This window comes from Salipiger sp. D13 (genome assembly GCF_003703915.1).
In the GTDB taxonomy this organism is placed as follows: domain Bacteria; phylum Pseudomonadota; class Alphaproteobacteria; order Rhodobacterales; family Rhodobacteraceae; genus Salipiger; species Salipiger profundus.
The window spans coordinates 231,597-247,940 of the sequence record NZ_ML112593.1; the positions used below are offsets into that span (position 1 = coordinate 231,597).

The 16,344-nt window shown below is 69.8% G+C and carries 15 protein-coding genes; 8 read left to right on the plus strand and 7 right to left on the minus strand.

Annotated features, from left to right (window positions below):
- Positions 1-28 precede the first annotated feature (28 nt).
- Positions 29-1,747 (plus strand): calcium-binding protein, encoded by a 1,719-nt coding sequence (locus D6860_RS09570; RefSeq protein WP_076623635.1) that lies wholly within the window; start codon positions 29-31, stop codon positions 1,745-1,747.
- A 47-nt stretch (positions 1,748-1,794) separates the two neighbouring features.
- Here the strand turns inward: D6860_RS09570 and D6860_RS09575 are convergent, their stop codons facing one another.
- On the minus strand, positions 1,795-2,082 hold the full coding sequence (locus D6860_RS09575; RefSeq protein ID WP_076623634.1) for a sll1863 family stress response protein: 288 nt from the start codon (positions 2,080-2,082) through the stop codon (positions 1,795-1,797).
- A 302-nt stretch (positions 2,083-2,384) separates the two neighbouring features.
- On the opposite strand from D6860_RS09575, the gene D6860_RS09580 reads away from it, so the two are divergent.
- From D6860_RS09580 to D6860_RS09595, 4 genes are all read left to right on the plus strand, one after another.
- Positions 2,385-3,023 (plus strand): phosphoribosyltransferase, encoded by a 639-nt coding sequence (locus D6860_RS09580; RefSeq protein WP_076623633.1) that lies wholly within the window; start codon positions 2,385-2,387, stop codon positions 3,021-3,023.
- A 125-nt stretch (positions 3,024-3,148) separates the two neighbouring features.
- Positions 3,149-3,916 carry a response regulator transcription factor gene (locus D6860_RS09585; RefSeq protein WP_076623632.1) on the plus strand — a complete coding sequence of 256 codons (768 nt, stop codon included), beginning with the start codon at positions 3,149-3,151 and terminating at the stop codon, positions 3,914-3,916.
- Between the two features lie 106 nt (positions 3,917-4,022).
- Positions 4,023-4,856, plus strand: coding sequence for a universal stress protein (locus tag D6860_RS09590; RefSeq protein WP_076623631.1), 834 nt, complete (start codon positions 4,023-4,025; stop codon positions 4,854-4,856).
- A gap of 253 nt (positions 4,857-5,109) precedes the next feature.
- Positions 5,110-7,746, plus strand: coding sequence for a cation-translocating P-type ATPase (locus tag D6860_RS09595; RefSeq protein WP_076623630.1), 2,637 nt, complete (start codon positions 5,110-5,112; stop codon positions 7,744-7,746).
- Between the two features lie 19 nt (positions 7,747-7,765).
- Here D6860_RS09595 and D6860_RS09600 read toward each other — a convergent pair whose 3' ends face one another.
- The gene (locus tag D6860_RS09600; RefSeq protein WP_076623629.1) at positions 7,766-8,932 is read right to left on the minus strand and encodes a DUF8173 domain-containing protein; all 1,167 of its coding nucleotides are present in this window, start codon (positions 8,930-8,932) and stop codon (positions 7,766-7,768) included.
- A 165-nt stretch (positions 8,933-9,097) separates the two neighbouring features.
- Between D6860_RS09600 and D6860_RS09605 the strand changes: the two genes are divergently transcribed.
- The 3 genes from D6860_RS09605 to D6860_RS09615 all read left to right on the plus strand — a co-directional run bounded on the left by D6860_RS09605 (position 9,098) and on the right by D6860_RS09615 (position 13,153).
- Positions 9,098-9,505, plus strand: coding sequence for an Hsp20/alpha crystallin family protein (locus tag D6860_RS09605; RefSeq protein ID WP_206512193.1), 408 nt, complete (start codon positions 9,098-9,100; stop codon positions 9,503-9,505).
- Entirely contained in the window at positions 9,502-11,862 is a 2,361-nt protein-coding gene (gene lon / locus D6860_RS09610; protein WP_076623628.1) for an endopeptidase La, read from the plus strand. Before D6860_RS09605 ends, lon begins: the two co-directional genes overlap by 4 nt.
- Positions 11,863-12,343: 481 nt before the next feature.
- Positions 12,344-13,153 carry a Crp/Fnr family transcriptional regulator gene (locus D6860_RS09615; RefSeq protein WP_017469287.1) on the plus strand — a complete coding sequence of 270 codons (810 nt, stop codon included), beginning with the start codon at positions 12,344-12,346 and terminating at the stop codon, positions 13,151-13,153.
- Positions 13,154-13,220: 67 nt separating this feature from the next.
- On the opposite strand, the gene D6860_RS09620 is transcribed toward D6860_RS09615, so the two are convergent.
- The 5 genes from D6860_RS09620 to minC form a co-directional block, all read right to left on the minus strand.
- Positions 13,221-13,499: a glycine zipper 2TM domain-containing protein gene (locus tag D6860_RS09620; RefSeq protein ID WP_076623627.1), complete on the minus strand. Its 279-nt coding sequence runs from the start codon at positions 13,497-13,499 to the stop codon at positions 13,221-13,223.
- A gap of 88 nt (positions 13,500-13,587) precedes the next feature.
- Entirely contained in the window at positions 13,588-14,115 is a 528-nt protein-coding gene (locus D6860_RS09625) for a universal stress protein (protein WP_076623626.1), read from the minus strand.
- A 165-nt stretch (positions 14,116-14,280) separates the two neighbouring features.
- Positions 14,281-14,595 (minus strand): cell division topological specificity factor MinE, encoded by a 315-nt coding sequence (gene minE, locus D6860_RS09630; RefSeq protein WP_076623625.1) that lies wholly within the window; start codon positions 14,593-14,595, stop codon positions 14,281-14,283.
- Entirely contained in the window at positions 14,592-15,440 is an 849-nt protein-coding gene (minD, locus tag D6860_RS09635) for a septum site-determining protein MinD (protein WP_076623624.1), read from the minus strand. The genes minE and minD overlap by 4 nt, the downstream gene beginning before the upstream one ends.
- On the minus strand, positions 15,437-16,183 hold the full coding sequence (minC, locus tag D6860_RS09640) for a septum site-determining protein MinC (RefSeq protein WP_076623623.1): 747 nt from the start codon (positions 16,181-16,183) through the stop codon (positions 15,437-15,439). The genes minD and minC overlap by 4 nt, the downstream gene beginning before the upstream one ends.
- Positions 16,184-16,344 lie beyond the last annotated feature (161 nt).

A 16,344-nucleotide genomic window follows, 5' to 3' on the forward strand; every position in this document is an offset into this window, starting at 1 on the left:
AGATTTTCCATCCGGAAGGATCCTTTTCATGCCACGCATTACAACACGCGACGCCGCACCGGACGACAAGGTCACGCTGCTCTACCAGGACGTCGAGGGAAACGACGGCGACGACACGGTCTACGGCACATCGGACGACGACGAGATCCGACTGCACGACGGAGACGACGTCAGTGGCGGCCTCAGCGGCGACGACACCATCTACGGCGGCACCGGCGATGACCTGCTCGGCGGTGGGAATGGCACCGACCGCCTTTACGGCGAGGCCGGCAACGACACGCTCGGCGGCGGAAATGGCGGCGACTGGCTCGCCGGCGGCAGCGGCGACGATTACATCTCCGGCGACGGCGGCCGCGACACGCTCGACGGCAGCTTCGGCGCCGACACCCTCCGTGGCGGATCGGGCCGCGACCTGATCCTCGGCGGCGCGGACGATGACAGCGCCGACGGCGGCGAGGACGCCGACGAGATCTACCTCGGCAGCGGCAACGACCACGGCCAGGGCGGCGAAGGCAACGACATCCTGAGCGGCGGTCACGGCAGCGACACGCTCTTCGGCGAAAGCGGCCACGACACGCTGGGCGGCGGCGATGGCGGCGACCTTCTTCGTGCCGGCGCTGGCGACGACTCGCTGTCGGGCGCCGGGGGGCAGGACTCGCTCTTCGGCGGCTCCGGCGACGACACCCTGCGTGGCGGCACGGGCCGGGATGAGATCGAGGGCGGCAGCGGCGACGACATCGGCTACGGCGACGACAACGGCGACCTGCTCTTCCTGCAGACGGGCAACGACACCGGCTATGGCGGCGAGGGCAACGACAGCCTGCACGGCGGCGTCGACGATGACCTGCTCTTCGGCGAGGCCGGATCGGACGAGCTGAACGGCGGCTTTGGAAACGACGTGCTGCGCGGTGGCGGTGACGCCGACACCCTCCGGGGCATTAGCGGCGACAATGCGCTGTACGGTGGCACCGGGGCGGATGCGCTGTATGGCGGCAGCGGGGCCGACAGTCTCTTCGGCGAGACCGGTGACGACAGGCTGACCGGCGGCGGAGGTGGCGACGACATGCGCGGCGGCGACGGCGCCGACCTGCTTCTTGGCGAGACTGGCGACGATACCCTGCGCGGGGGCGACGACGACGACCACCTGCGGGGCGGCGGCGGCAGCGACCGGCTTTTCGGCGATGCGGGCAATGACAAGCTCGCGGGCGGCACCGACAACGATTTTCTCTATGGAGGAACGGGCGACGACGCGCTGTGGGGCGACGACGGCGTCGACCGCCTGTGGGGCGAGGCCGGCAACGACCTGCTCGACGGCGGCGCGGGGGATGACGATCTTGGCGGCGGCAGCGGGACCGACACGCTCCGGGGCGGCGCCGGAGACGATATCCTGCGCGGGGGCGACGACGCGGATTTCCTCTACGGGGGGAGCAGCGCCGACAGGCTCGACGGCGGCAGCGGCGCGGACTGGCTGAACGGCGGCACCGGCAACGACACGATGACCGGCGGCACGGGTGAAGACGCCTTCGTCTTCGCGCAGATCACCGAGGGCGAGGCCGACCGGATCAGCGATTTCGAGGACGGAACCGACGTGATCGTACTGAACGGGCTGGTGGGCGTTTCCTTCGCCTCGCTGACCCTCACCGATGTGACCGGCGGGGTCGAGATGCAGCTCGCTGACGGGCACATGGTGCTGATCGAGGGTGTCTCGACCGACATGCTCACGCAGGACGATTTCCTCTTCCTCTGAACGGAGAGGCGCGGCAGGGACCGTCACGCGGCCCCTGCCCCGTCGACCTACCTGAAGCGATCCGACGCGGTGCGGAACGCGGCGGAAATATCGTCCCACGCCTTGTCGAACCCGGTCTTGAGATCGTCCCAGGCGCGGTCGCCTGCGCCCTGCATCTTGCGCAGCTGCACCTCCGCGGCATCGCGCTGCCGGCGCATCTCGGCGAGGTTCTTCTCGTATTGCGCCTGCGCATCGGCCTGAGCCTCGCGGGCGCGCGCCTGCATCCGGTCGATCTCGGCGTTCCACTGGTCGATGCGGGCCTTGGTCTTCTCGACATACTCGTCACGCTTGGTCATGGCACGTCCTCCTCTGGTGCCGTTTCCTGATCCGGGCAATCTACGGCATCGACGATCTGGCTGTCTTGACCGGCGACAAGGCCCGTCCGGCGGCCGGCATTGACAGGAGTCAATGCCGTCTCCGTGTCTGTCCGCAGAATGAGGCTCCACGTTGGCCGCGCCACGGGGCGCCGCCTCGGCGGACAGGGTGGAGACCGCCGGCCGCTGGAGTGTGCGTTCCCCGGATGTGCGGCCGGCGGTTTCGCGCGCGCTCGCCCGCGACAGGACAGGGCGCGACCGGGCGCACCGGGAGGGGCAGGCTCATGGCATACTTCAGGGATCGCGACGATGCGGCGGAACAGCTGGTTGCGATGCTGCCCGAGGAGATCGGCCCCGACTGGCTGGTCCTCGCGCTGCCGCGCGGAGGCGTCCCGATCGGCGCCGCCATCGCCCGCCACCTCGGCGCGCCGCTCGACCTTCTCATCGTCCGCAAGGTCGGTGCCCCGGGCGATCCCGAACTGGCCCTGGGCGCGGTCACCGGGCCCGGACTGGAGGCGCTCACGATCAACGAGGAGGTCCGTGCGCTGCTGCATCTGTCCAAGGCCGAGGTCGCACGCCTGGCCGCTCCGGCGGTCGAGGCGATCGCGGCCCGCCGTGCCCTCTGGACCGCGCATCGCACCGAGGAGCCGCTGGCAGGGCGGCGCGTGCTTGTCGTCGATGACGGCATTGCGACGGGGACGACCCTGCGCGCGGCGCTCGCTGCGATCAGGCAACAGGGCGCGGCTCAGATCGGCGTGGCGGTGCCGGTCGCGCTCGGATCGTCGCTGGAGGCCCTCGGGCCAGACCTCTCGCCGGTCGTCTGCCCGCACCCCGACGCCTGGTGTCCCGGCGTCGGCGCAGCCTACCAGCGCTTTCCGCAGGTGCCCGACGAAGAGGTCACCCGCCTGCAGACAGAGCCATGACCATGACGGGGCATAACCGCCTGTTCGCTCTTTATAAGTGGTGCAAATTTATACGTGGTGCAAACATCTCAAATGCATGTTATGAAGAGCTAACACCGTTTCCGGACCGATATTCTCCGTTCGTTTTGCCCGAGCTGACCACCACCAAGATTCTCGTCGCCGACGATGACTGCGGCACGCGCTCGCGCCTCAAGGCCGGATTCGAGCATGAGGGCTGGCAGGTTCTCGAAGCCAGCGACAGCAAGGCGGTCCTTGGCATCATGCGCGACCATGTGGTCGATCTCGTCATGCTCCGCCAGTACGCCGACGGGGCCGACATCTCGCAGCTCGCGACCACCCTGCGCAGGATCTGGAACGTGCCACTGCTGCTGGTGATGCGCTCCGGCACCCCCTGCGACCGGCTGCACGCGCTGGAAACCGGCGCGGACGACTACCTTCTCGATCCCTTCCACATGCGCGAGGCGGTGCTGCGCATCCGCCGCATCCTCGAATTCCACGGCAGCGACGTTTCGGACGAGGCCTGCCTCGTGTTCGATCACAGCGCCTTCGACCTCAAGAACCGCGTCGTGCGGCATACCGATGGCACGCTGATCGAACTCACGCGGATCGAGCTGCGCCTGCTCGAGCTCTTCGTGCGGCACCCCGGGCGCGTTCTCAGTCGCGACGAGATTTCCCACGTCCTGCTGGGACGGGACTGGACGCCGAGCGACCGCAGCATAGACGGCCATGTCGCACGTCTGCGGCGCAAGCTGGCGCTGCCCGACACCGATGTGCCGCTGATCCGCTCGGTGCGCGGCGTCGGCTATGTCTTTTCCGGCGACGTGCGCGTGTCGCTCCGGCAGGATGACGGGACCGAAGCCGGCGCGCAGGACGCGGAGCCGCGCGAGGAGTGACGACGGCGCGATGACCGCCGTCAATGCGCGGACGCTCCCGGCCGGCGACGGTTGCGCGCGGCATCGGTCAAGGGTGCCGGATCAACCTGCCGGGGGGAGAACCGCCATGCCCATCAAGACACTCGCGCTCGTCATCTTCGATTCCGAGGAGGCCCCGTGGCTCATCGCCCGGGCCGCCGCGATGGCTGCCGCACTGGACGCGCATTTCATCGCGCTGCACCCCTACACGCCGATGATATATTTCGACGGGCTCGGGGCCGATCCGATGATCTACGCCTCGGTCCGGGAGTGGGAGGAGCAGGAGTCCGAGAAGATCCGCGCGATCTTCGACAAGGAGGTCAAGGCGAACGGGCTTCTGGCCGAGTTCCGCCGGCATTCGGCGCTCTACGGCACCGAGGCGTTCATCCTTTCTTCCACCCGTGCGGCCGACCTCGTGGTGGTCGGCACCAACGGCTCGCAAACCCGCTCGCCGGACGATTGCAACCTGCTCGAGCGGATGATCCGCAACCTCGGGCGACCTGTGCTCGTGCTCACCCCCGAGGCCGCGCTGGAGGGTGGCGCGGAGCGCATCGTCATGGGCTGGAGCGACACCCGAGAGGCAACGCGCGCGGCGCATGACGCCCTGGCACTCGCAAGATCCGGTGCGGAAATCCAGCTGGTCTCGGTAATCTCTCGTGCCGCCGACGCAGTGCCCGGCCTCGACAGCAAGGACGATTTCGCCACCGCACTCGACCGGCTGGGCTACAAGGTGTCGGTGAGCGAGCGCAACGCCACCGCCGACAACCGCGGCGAGACGCTGATCGGAGCGGCGCAGGACTTCGGCGCCGACCTGCTCGTCGCCGGTGCCTTCGGTCACTCCCAGCTCTACGATTTCGTCATCGGCGCGGTCACGCGGGACCTGCTCTACAAGTCTCCCCTGCCCGTTCTCCTGTCGAAGTGATCCCCCCGGCCCCCATCGGAACGCGGCGCCGCGCTCGGCCCGGCGCGGCGCCGCGTCGCCCCGAGGTGCCGGCGACTCGGAAGGACCTGCTGGCAGAAATCGCCGCTTCCCCGATCTGGCGGGACCGTCTCGCGCAAATTGACAGGGAACTCGGCCTCCCCGGCATATGATCGCGCCGCGCTTGTTCCGCGTCATGGCGTCGCTCGGCCGAGGCGCTAGGATGGCCGCGACGCTTCATCCAAGGACTTTCACCATGTCGTCGCGTCTGCCCGACACCCCGCATTCGCTCTCTCCCGACACACTGGCCGACCGGCTGGAGGTGACACCCGCCAAGGGCCTGACAGCTTCCGAAGCCGCGAGGCGACTTGCCGTCTTCGGTCCGAACCATCTGCGCAGCCTCAGACCGCGAAGTCTTGTCGCGATGCTCCTGCACCAGTTCCGCAGCGTCGTAGTCTACCTGCTCGCCGGCGCGGCGCTTCTGGCCTTTGCGCTCGGCGACATTCCCGAAGCCCTCGCCATCGGGGTCGTGCTGCTCATCAACGGCGCCATCGGCTTCGTCACCGAGTGGCGTGCCCAGCGCTCGATGGAGGCCCTGCGCCACATCGCCGAGACCCGCACCCGCGTGCGCCGCGACGGCGGTGGCGCGGTCATTCCGGCGCAGGATCTGGTGCCCGGGGACATCGTGCTGCTCGAGGCGGGCGACATGGTCACCGCCGACCTGCGGCTCATCCGGGCAGCCGGGCTGCAATGCGACGAATCCGTGCTGACCGGCGAGTCGCTCCCGGTCGACAAGGACAGCGCCGCGGTGGCCGCCGACATGCCGCTCGCGGATCGCACCGGCATGGCGTGGAAGGGCACCGCCGTCACCCGGGGCACCGCCGAGGGCATCGTCACCGGCACCGGCATGGCGACGGAGATCGGAAGGATCAGCCAGCTGGTGCAGGAGGCCCGCCCCGAGGCCACACCGCTCGAGGCCCGGCTCGACCGGCTCGGGCACAAGCTGGTGCGGCTCATGCTGGGGCTCGCCGCGATCACCATCCTTGCCGGGGTGATCCGGGGCTACCCGCTGGCCGAGATCGTGCAGACCGGGGTCGCGCTTGCCGTCGCCGCCGTGCCCGAGGGGCTACCGGTGGTCGCGACGCTCTGCCTGGCGCGGGGCATGTGGCGCATGGCGCGGCGCAACGCGGTCATCAACCGGCTCGCCTCGGTCGAAACGCTTGGGGCGACGACGCTCATCCTCACCGACAAGACCGGCACGCTGACCGAGAACCGCATGACCGTGACCCGCTACGTCACCGAGGACGGCGCGACCGAGATCGCGGGCAGCGGCCCGGTCACCGCCGCCGCCGACAGCCCGCTGTCGCGGGCGTTGCAGATCGGCGCGCTGTGCAACAGCGCCGACGACGGCGCGGAACAGGCGGGCGACCCGATGGAACTGGCGCTTCTGGCGGTGGCGAAACGCGCCGGCATCGCGCCTGACCCGGGCACGCGGGTGGCGGAACACGCCTTCGACCCGGAGCGGCGCATGATGGCACATGTCCATATCGAAAGCCCGTGGTTCCTCTACGCCGTCAAGGGCGCGCCCGAAGCAATCGTCTCCGCCTCGAACCATGTCCTGACATCGCGGGGCCGGGTGTCGCTCGACGCGGAGGCACGTGCACGCTGGCTCGCACGGGTGGAGGCCATGGCCGACGAGGGGCTGCGCTGCCTCGCGCTGGCGATGAAGCAGGCCGACCGCGCCGACGCGCCGCCCTATGACGGGCTGACGCTGGTGGCGCTGGTGGCGCTGGCCGATCCGCTGCGCGCCGAGGTGCCCGATGCCATCGCGGACTGCCACCGCGCCGGGATCCGGGTCGTGATGCTGACCGGGGACCATGCGGCCACCGCCGCGCGGATCGCCCGCGACGCGGGCATTGCAGGCGACGGTCCGAAGGTGCTCGAGGGCCGCGCGCTCGCGGGCTTCGACCCGGTTTACCCCGACAAGGCCCTGGCCTCGCGCGTGGCGGCGGGCGATGTCTTCGCCCGCGTCGACCCCGAGACCAAGCTCGCGCTCGTCGCCTTCTTCCAGCGCGCCGGTCACGTGGTCGCCATGACCGGCGACGGGGTCAACGACGCCCCGGCCCTCGGCAAGGCAGACATCGGCATAGCCATGGGCCAGCGCGGCACACAGGTCGCGCGCGAGGCCGCCGACGTGGTGCTGCGCGACGATTCCTTCGCGACCATCGTCGCCGCCGTGCACGAAGGCCGCATCATCTTCGACAACATCCGCAAGTTCGTGGTCTACCTGATGTCCTGCAACATCAGCGAGGTGCTCGTGGTCGGCCTCGCCGTGGGGATCGGCCTGCCCGCGCCGCTCCTGCCGCTGCAGATCCTGTTCCTGAACCTGGTGACAGACGTGTTCCCCGCCTTCGCCCTCGGGCTCGGGCGCGGCTCGGCAAGCATGGCCGACAGGCCGCCGCGCGACCCGGCCGAGCCGATCATGGGGCGGCCGGAATGGACGCGGGTGGCGCTGCTTGGTGGCGCCATCACCGTCGCCACGCTCGTCGCCTTCGCGCTGGCGCTGCTGGAATTGCACCTGCCGACTGACCAGGCGGTCACCGTGGCGTTCCTCACGCTTGCGCTGGCCCAGCTCTGGAACGTGTTCAACGCGCGCCAGCCGGGAAGCCGGCTCCTGCGCGACGGCGAGATCCGCAACCCCTTCGTCTGGGGCGCGCTTGCGCTGTGCCTGCTGCTGCTCGCGGCGGCGCTCTGGGTGCCGGGGCTTGCGGCCGTGCTGAGCCTGCCGACGCCCGGCCTGTCCGGCCTGCTGCTGGCGCTCGGCATGAGCCTCCTGCCGCTCCTCGCCGGCACGCTCTACCTGTCGCGACCGGCGGCGGCGGGCCGGGTCTGACGCCGGCCCGCCCTGCCCTTCATCCGGCGGCGGGGGTGGCTGTGCCCCGGCTGCGCTCGAAGATGGCGAGCGTCATGCCCCCCACGCCGAGCACCACGAGGACCACGTTCACGAACCAGCCGAGGAACGGCACGAAGTTCAGCAGCGCAGCGACCACGAGCCCGAGGCTCAGCACCGCCAGCTGCGCGGCCAGCCCCGGTGTGCCGCCCTTGCCGAAGCTCGCAAGCAGCCGCATCGTGACGACGTGCAGCCCCAGCAGGTAGCCGAGCGTCCAGCCGACCACGACCAGCACCAGCGCGAAGGGCACGAAGGGAATGCCCAGCAGGGTGAGCGCCGCCACCGGCACCATGCCGAAGAGCGCCGAGAGCCCGCCCAGCCCCGCAAGCGCCGCGACGCCTGGGCGTGCCTCGACCGCCTTGCGCAACCGCTCGACCGTGGCCCCGGCGAAGGCCAGCAGGATGGCCGACAGCGCGATCAGGAACACGAGGGTTAGCGCAAGCGTGAGCAGTGCCGCCCCGAAGACCGGCACCTCGGGCATCGGCCCGTCCTCCCAGTGACGCGCCGCCTCGGCGAAGGCGTCGGGGATCCGCAGCGGCTCGTAGCGCACGCGGTCGGCGGCGATGACCGTCTCGGGCACGTCCACCGGCGCCGGGGCGGAGAGCATCAGCCGTCCGTCGATGCGCGCCTCGGGGCCGAAGCTGACCGTGCGCGCGGCAAGCCGCACGTCACCCGAGATGGCCGCGTTCAGCGTCACCTCGCCGCCCGAGGCCGTGAGCGCGCCGGCCACCGGCCCGTCGAGGACGAGCACCCCGCCCGCCAGCCGCGCGTTGCCCGACACCACTGCCTCGGAGGTGGTGCGCAGGCTGAAGCCGGCGGCGGTCAGGTCCTCGGAAACCGGCGCGTAGACCGTGACAGAGCCTCCGGCGGCATAGAGGTCGCCGGTGACCGGGGCTTCGACCGACACGTCGAAGCCCGCGGCGTGGGTGTCCCCGCCGGCGCGGCCTCTCAGCACGACGGTGGCGCCGGCGGCAAAGGTCTCGCCCGAGCCGTCGAGCGCCGGCATGACCGCGCTGCCGGAGATGTAGCGGTCGCTTCCGTTGGTGACGTCGGAGCCCTCGCCGAACCCCGGCGAGGGCGTGAGCGCGCAGGCGACGAGCGCCGCGGCGAGACAGACGATGGTTCGCATGGCTTCAGCCTCCAGTTGACAGGCCGCACCCTAGCCCCCCGTCCGCGACGGTTCATTGACGCCGGTCACACGGGATGGGCGTCCTGTGCCGTGATTGCGCGCCGTCAATGCAATTTCCGCGCTGCGGCGCGACACCATCAGAATGAACGTCATGCGGAGAGTGAGGTGGCACAGTCACGGGTTCAGAACCTCATGCTGTCAGACGCCCTGTCCCGGCTGAAACGGATCGAGGCGCTGCAACGGCTGGACTTCGGCGTTTCGCCGCACGACGGCTGGGAGCCGCCCATGGACCTGATCGAGACCGAGACAGAGCTGCTCGCCTACGTGGCCCTGCCCGGCGTGGACACTGAAACCATCGAGATCGACGCCAGCGCCGGGCGGCTGCGCCTTAGCGGACGGCGCGACCGACCCGAGGCCCTGCGCAACGCCGCGATCCTGCGGCTCGAGCTGCCTTGGGGACGCTTCGAGCGTCAGGTCGCCATCCCGGACGCGCCGTATCGCGTCACGCGCGAAGTCTGCCCCGGCGGTTTGCTCATTCGGCTCGCCAAGATCAGCCGGGGCGCCGTGGCATGACGCATTCCGCCGGCCGCCACCGCTTCGACGATCTGCAGTTGCCGGAAGACGCCCTGATCCTGCTGCCGGTGCGCGATGTCGTGCCCTTTCCCGGCATGGTCTTCCCGCTCTCGGTGCGCCGCGCGAGCTCGGTCACCGCCGTCGAACAGGCCGTGCGCACCGACTGCCCGCTCGGTGTCGTTCTGCAGCGCGATCCCTCGGAGGACGCGCCCGACGCCTCGGGCCTGCACGAGGCCGGCTGCGTCGCCACCGTCCTGCGCTACGTCACCGGACCGGAGAGCGGCGCGCATCTCGTCTGTCGGGGCACCGCTCGCTTCAGGCTGTCGCAGATGCTGCGGGGCTACCCGTTCACGGCGGCCCGTGTCGCACCGCTTCCCGCGGGATCGCGTCCCGTGCCCCCTACCGCCGCCGAGGATCTGCGGGCGCTGGCCTCCGAGCTCTTCGCGCTGCTTCCACATGTCCCGCAGGTGCTGACGGAAGCGCTGGCGGACGTCACCGACCCGGGCGAGCTGAGCGATCTCGTCGCCGCCCTCGCGGACCTTCCCGCCGAGGACAAGCAGACGCTGCTCGAAAGCCTCGACCCGATGGCACGGATCGAAAGCCTCACGCGGCACCTGCGCCGCCGGGTCGAGGTGCTGCGCATCACCCATGACATCGACGCGCAGGCCCGGCTGTCGCTCGACCGCCATCACCGCGACATGATGCTGCGCGAACAACTCGCCAGCATCCGGCACGAGCTTGGCGAGCGTGGCGACGACCCGTCGGGTAGCGAACTATGCGGGCTTGCGCGCGCCCTCGCCGACGCTGGCCTTCCGCCGGAGGTCGAGGCACGGGCGTTCTCGGAGCTTGCCCGCCACGACCGCATGGCACCGGACAGCGCCGAGGCGACGGCGCTGCGCAACTGGCTGGAGTGGCTGACCGAGCTTCCATGGCGACTGCCCGAGGACGCGTCAGTCGACCTGGCCGAGGCGCGCCGCGTGCTCGACGCCGATCACCACGGGCTGGAGCGGATCAAGGCGCGCATCCTAGAACACCTTGCGGTGCGCAAGCTCGCGCCGCAGGGCAAGGCACCGATCCTGTGTTTCGTCGGACCGCCCGGCGTGGGCAAGACATCGCTCGGGCAGTCCATCGCGCGCGCCATGCAACGCCCCTTCGCGCGGCTGAGCCTTGGTGGCGTGAGCGACGAGGCCGAGATCCGCGGCCACCGGCGCACCTATGTCGGCGCGATGCCCGGCGCGGTGATCCAGCAGCTCCGGCGCGCAGGCGCCCGCAACTGCGTGCTGATGCTCGACGAGGTCGACAAGCTGGGCCCGGGCGGCGCCTCGGCCGCGCTTCTCGAGGTCCTGGACCCGGCCCAGAACGCCGGATTCCGCGATGCCTACCTCGGGGTCGATTTCGACCTGTCGCGGGTGGTCCTCCTTGCCACGGCGAACGTGCTCGACGACATCCCCGCGCCACTGCGCGACCGCATGGAGGTGATGCCCCTGCGCGGCTATCTCGAGGACGAGAAATTGGAGATCGCGCAACGGCATCTCCTGCCGCTGCAATCCGCCGCCACGGGGCTTGCCCCGGGCCAGGTCGTCGTCACCCCGGACACGCTGAGCGCCCTTGTCCGGGGCTACACCCGCGAAGCCGGGGTGCGCGAGCTCGAACGGCAGATCGGCGCGCTGCTCCGCCACGTGGCGATGCGCATCGCGGCAGGCACCGCCTCGTCGGTCCGGATCGCGCACGATGACCTGCCCCGTATCCTCGGGGCCCCGCGCCATGAGAACGAGGTCGCCCTGCGCATGGGCATGCCCGGCGTCGCCACCGCGCTGGCATGGTCCCCCGTGGGCGGCGATATCCTCTTCATCGAGGCCACCTGCACTCCCGGCGCTGGCCGCCTTACCCTGACCGGCCAGTTGGGCGAGGTGATGCGCGAAAGCGCCCAGGCCGCGCTCACGCTGCTCAAGGCGCGCGCCGCGACGCTCGGGATCGACGCCTCGGTCTTCGAACGCTCCGATCTGCACATTCACGTTCCAGCCGGCGCGCGGCCCAAGGACGGCGCCAGCGCCGGCGCCGCGATCTTCGCCGCCCTCGCCTCGCTGCTTCTGGACCGCCCGCTGCGCGGCGACACCGCGCTCAGCGGGGAAATCTCGCTGCGCGGGCTGGTGCTGCCGGTGGACGGTCTGCGCGAAAAGGTGGTCGCTGCGGCCGCCGCCGGGATCACCCGCGTGCTGCTGCCCGCCCGCAACCGTCGCGATCTCGACGAGCTTCCCGAGCGGGCTCGGCGGCAGCTCGGGTTCGGCTGGCTCGAGACGGTGGACGACGTTCTTGCGCAGGCGCTCGAAACGAACCCCGCCGACAGTGCCGCCTGAGGGGCCCGTCAGGGCGCGGGGTTGACCACCGTCAATGCCCCTCCGCGCCGCCCCCGGCAGAGTCGGAGTTGTTCGCGGGGTCACCGTCCCAACGATTGTCCCGGCCCCTGACCGGGACCCGCGGACGCGCCGCCCGGCCGGACCCATCCAATCCCCGTTGGGCCGACCGGCGGCGCACCGGTCGCCAAGGAGGAGGAAGACATGTCAAAGAAGAAGGACGTTCCCGGCACCCGAGCCCCGGCCCCGCAAGCGCCGATTTGACAAGGCTCCGAGCGCCCGTCGCGGCGCCCGGAGGGTTCGCGCTGCCGCGCCTGTCCGAGGCCGACGAATATCTTTACAATTCTGCACAATATTATTGCTGACTTCACATTCTAGAATCTGAAATCATTACTCCTGCACGTGACTGTGACGTTGGGGGGGAGAGATGCGTTACCACGAAACGATGCGGCAGCCCGGCGCAACGAGATGCCACGGCTGTGCCGTGAGGAGCAGCGGGTTCTGCAGTGCCTTCGATGCGGAGTCGCTTGTCGAGTTCTCGGCGCACAGCAGCTGGAAATCCTATGACAGGGGCACCGAGATCGCCACGCAGGGAGAGCCGAGCGACCGGGTCGGCGTGATCGCCCGAGGGCTGGTGAAGGTGGTCATGCTGACCGAGCGTGGCGAGGAGCACCTGTTGCAGATCCTGCGCAGCGGGCAGCTCGTGGGCATTCCCGGAAGCGAGACCAGCGGCTTCGCAGTCGAGACTGCGACCGATGCCGACATCTGCTGGATGCCACGCCCGATATGGGAGCGCTTCCTGCGGGAACGCCCGCAGCATTTCCGCGCCTGCCTTGTGACCATGACGCAGCAGCTCGAGGAACTGCAGCTTTCGGTCGTGAAGATGCGGGGCCGCAGCACGCTCGAGCGGGTCGCCCTCTGGCTGCTACAGCAATTGCCACAGCGCTCCGGCGAAGCGGCGCCCGTGATCCGGATCGAGCTGACCCGGCGCGATCTCGCCTCGCTCCTGGACATGACGGTTGAAACGCTCTGCCGCAGCCTGCGCCGGCTCGACGAGAAGGGCGCCATCGACCTGATTACCCCGGATTGCGCGGAGATCGTCGACCTCGGAACGCTTCGCCTGCTGGCCGGAGACGACGCGGTGCCCCCGCGGCCAAGCAGCGTCTCGGCGAGGCCGGCTGAGGAACGGCAGTTCTGGCAGGACTGGTCTGATCGTCCCGCCGGAAACGATCACCACGCGGTCGCGGGTTCCGGCCCCGCCCGGAAAGGGAGAGCGACACCGACCACGCACTGAGCCTTCACCGCGACGTCAGGACACCTGGGTGCGGCCCGCGCAGCGATTGCGCGGGCCGCACTCCGTTTCAGGGACAGGGTGCGGTGTAATAGGTGCCATCGCCCCGCGCGTAGGCGCATCTGTCGGTCGCGCTGTTCTGGGCCACGAGCGTGCCGACGGCCGCACCGGCCAGCGCGGCGATGAGCCGCCAGTCGTTGTCGGCCTCGAGCGCGTCGGCGGTGATCAGCCCCACCGCGGCACCGGCCGTGACACCGACCACGGTGCGCTGTTCGGGCGTGAGCGTGTCGCAGGCCGCGGTCAGTCCCAGCCCGACGACGGCCAGAAGGCGGATCGTTCCGGAAAACATGGCAAGCACTCCCTTGTTGCTGTCTGTCCTCCTGCATCCCACGCGCAGCCTTCCCCGCGCATTGTCGACCATCAACCGCGCGCGGCGCTCAGCGCACCACGACGACCGCGCAGGGCGCGTGGTGCAGCACCTTCTGCGACACGCTGCCCAGCAGGGCCTCGCGCACGCGCCCGAGCCCGCGACGACCCATGACGATCATCTCGGCGTCCTCGGCCTCGGCCAGGTCGAGGATCTCGTCGGCATAGTCGCCCGAGCTGACACGGGTGGTCACGACGGGAACGCCCGCATCCTCGGCCCGCGCCTTTGCCCGCGCGACGATCTCGTCGCCGAGCAGCACGAGCATCCGCGAGGCGGCGGCATCCTCGCGGCCGCGCGCGATGACATCCCCGATGGTGATCCGCCCGCCTGTGCCGCCTCCGGCCGGCTCGGGCATGACGCGCTCTGCGAGATGCTCGACCTCGGCCATGCGCAGCCATTCCTCGCTGGGCCGGCCGTGCATCAGCACGTGCACGATGCAGAGCTCCTTGCCCAATGCCTTTGCCAGCCGCGACGCGGTGTCGACCGCCCGCTCCGCCGTGTCCGATCCGTCGGTCGCTACCAGTATACGCTTTGCCATCGCGTGGTCCTCCACATCCGTCCGCTCCGACAAGTCTGACCGATGTGCGCGGAAATGCATTGAGCATCATCAACGGCGAAGCGCGTCGCCCGGCCCCGCGAATACGAAAGGGCCCGCCGGTCCGGCGGGCCCCTTGATCCTTGGGCGGCAACAGCGTGACGCAGCCTATTTCTTAGGCTTGTCCGCCGTCTCTGCCTTCTCTGACTTCTCCGATTTCTCGGAGGCAGAGGCCGGCATCTCTATATTGATCTCGAGGCTCGACAGCTCGTCGCCACGCTCCATCCGGATGTCGACGTCGTCATCTCCGACGTTCACGTATTTCCGGATCACCGCGATGATGTCGTTCTGCAGCTGCGGCAGGAAATCCGCCGGCTCCGACCCCGAAACGCGCTCATGGGCCAGAAGGAGCTGCAGGCGGTCCTTCGCCGTGTTCGCCGACTTGGCCCGGCGCGGCCTGAGGGAAAATCCGAACAGGCTCATGTCGCACGCCCGAACAGCCGCGAGAACAGACCCGGACGGCGTTCGCCCTCGACGCGCATCTCGACGTCGGCGCCGGTCAGACGGGCCACCGCGTCCTCGTAGGCACGGGCGGCAGCCGACGGCTCGTCGAGGATCACCGGCAGGCCGACGTTCGAGGCACGCAGCACGGCCTGGCTTTCCGGGATGATGCCCAGCAGCGGCGCCGCGAGGATCTCGAGCACGTCGTCGACGGTCATCATCTCGCCACGGTCGATCCGGCCCTGGTCGAGACGGGTCACGAGCACACGCGCCTGCACCGGCTCGGCGTCGGCGCTCTCGGCGCGCTTCGTCTTGCTGCCGAGAAGGCCGAGCACGCGGTCGCTGTCGCGCACCGAGGAGACCTCGGGGTTGGTCACCACGACCGCCTCGTCGGCGAAATACATGGCCAGCTGCGCGCCGCGCTCGATGCCGGCGGGGCTGTCGCAGATGATGTAGTCGAACTCTTCCTTGAGCTCGTTGAGCACCTGCTCGACGCCTTCCTTGGTCAGCGCGTCCTTGTCGCGGGTCTGCGAGGTCGGCAGCACGTAGAGGTTCTCGAGCCGCTTGTCCTTGATCAGCGCCTGCTTCAGCCGCGCGTCACCCTGGATCACGTTGATGAAGTCGAACACCACGCGCCGCTCGCAGCCCATGATCATGTCGAGGTTGCGAAGCCCCACATCGAAGTCGATCACCACGGTCTTGTGGCCCATCTTGGCGAGGCCGGCGGAAATCGCCGCCGCCGAGGTGGTCTTGCCCACCCCGCCCTTGCCCGAGGTGATCACGATGACCCGCCCCTCGGACGGAGTCTCTTTCAGTTGCGTCGTCATCCGAACGCCTCCACATCAAGTCTGTCGTTGTTGAGCACGACCTGTACGCTGCGCTGCCTCAGTTCGTCCTGGATCGACTCGCTCGTCCGGTAGAGACCGGCAATCGCCAGCAGCTCCGCGTCGAGGCTCTGGCAGAAGATCCGCGCGGTCTCGTCGCCGTGGGCGCCCGCGATGGCACGACCCCGCAGCGGACCGTAGACGTGGATGCTGCCCGACGCCACGATCTCGGCCCCCGAGGAGACCGGTCCGACGATGGTCAGGTCGCCCCGTTCGGCATAGACCGTCTGGCCCGAACGCACCGGCGCCGCGATCAGCTTGTTGTCGGGCGGCAGGAGACGGTCGACCTTGCGCGACCGCGAGGGCTTCTGCTCCGGCATCGGCGCGTCGCGTCCGACCTTGACCGGGATCAGCCCCGCCTCGCGGGCCACCGCGAGCTGCGGCGCGCTGGCGTTCTGCACACCGAACACGAGGAAGTCCCGCTCGCGCAGCTGGGCCACAAGCCCCTTGATGGCATCCGGCTCGGCAAGCTCGGGCGCCTTGTCCATGTCGAGGATGATCGGCGCATCGCGCAGCAGCTCGGGCATTTCGCTCAGCTGCGCATCGAGCGCCTCGTAAAAGGCCGCGTCCAGCTCCGTGCTTTCCACGCGAAAGGCAAAGGCGGTCAGGAACCGCCCCCTGATCTGGAACGGCCTTACCGTCACCGAGGCCGCCGCGCCCCGGCTCTTTGTCTCTTCGGTCGGCACCTTCGCTCGTGCTCCTGCTCGTTCTGTTTTCCCACGACTCGCGCGCGGGTTGTCACACCGTCTTGTCAGCCCGGGCGTTCAATTTCACGTGGGAAATCCCCCGCCACGCGGCGTGAGCGATTTCCCGCGCGTCGTCTTCGGGTCGTGCGCGGCCTCCTGCC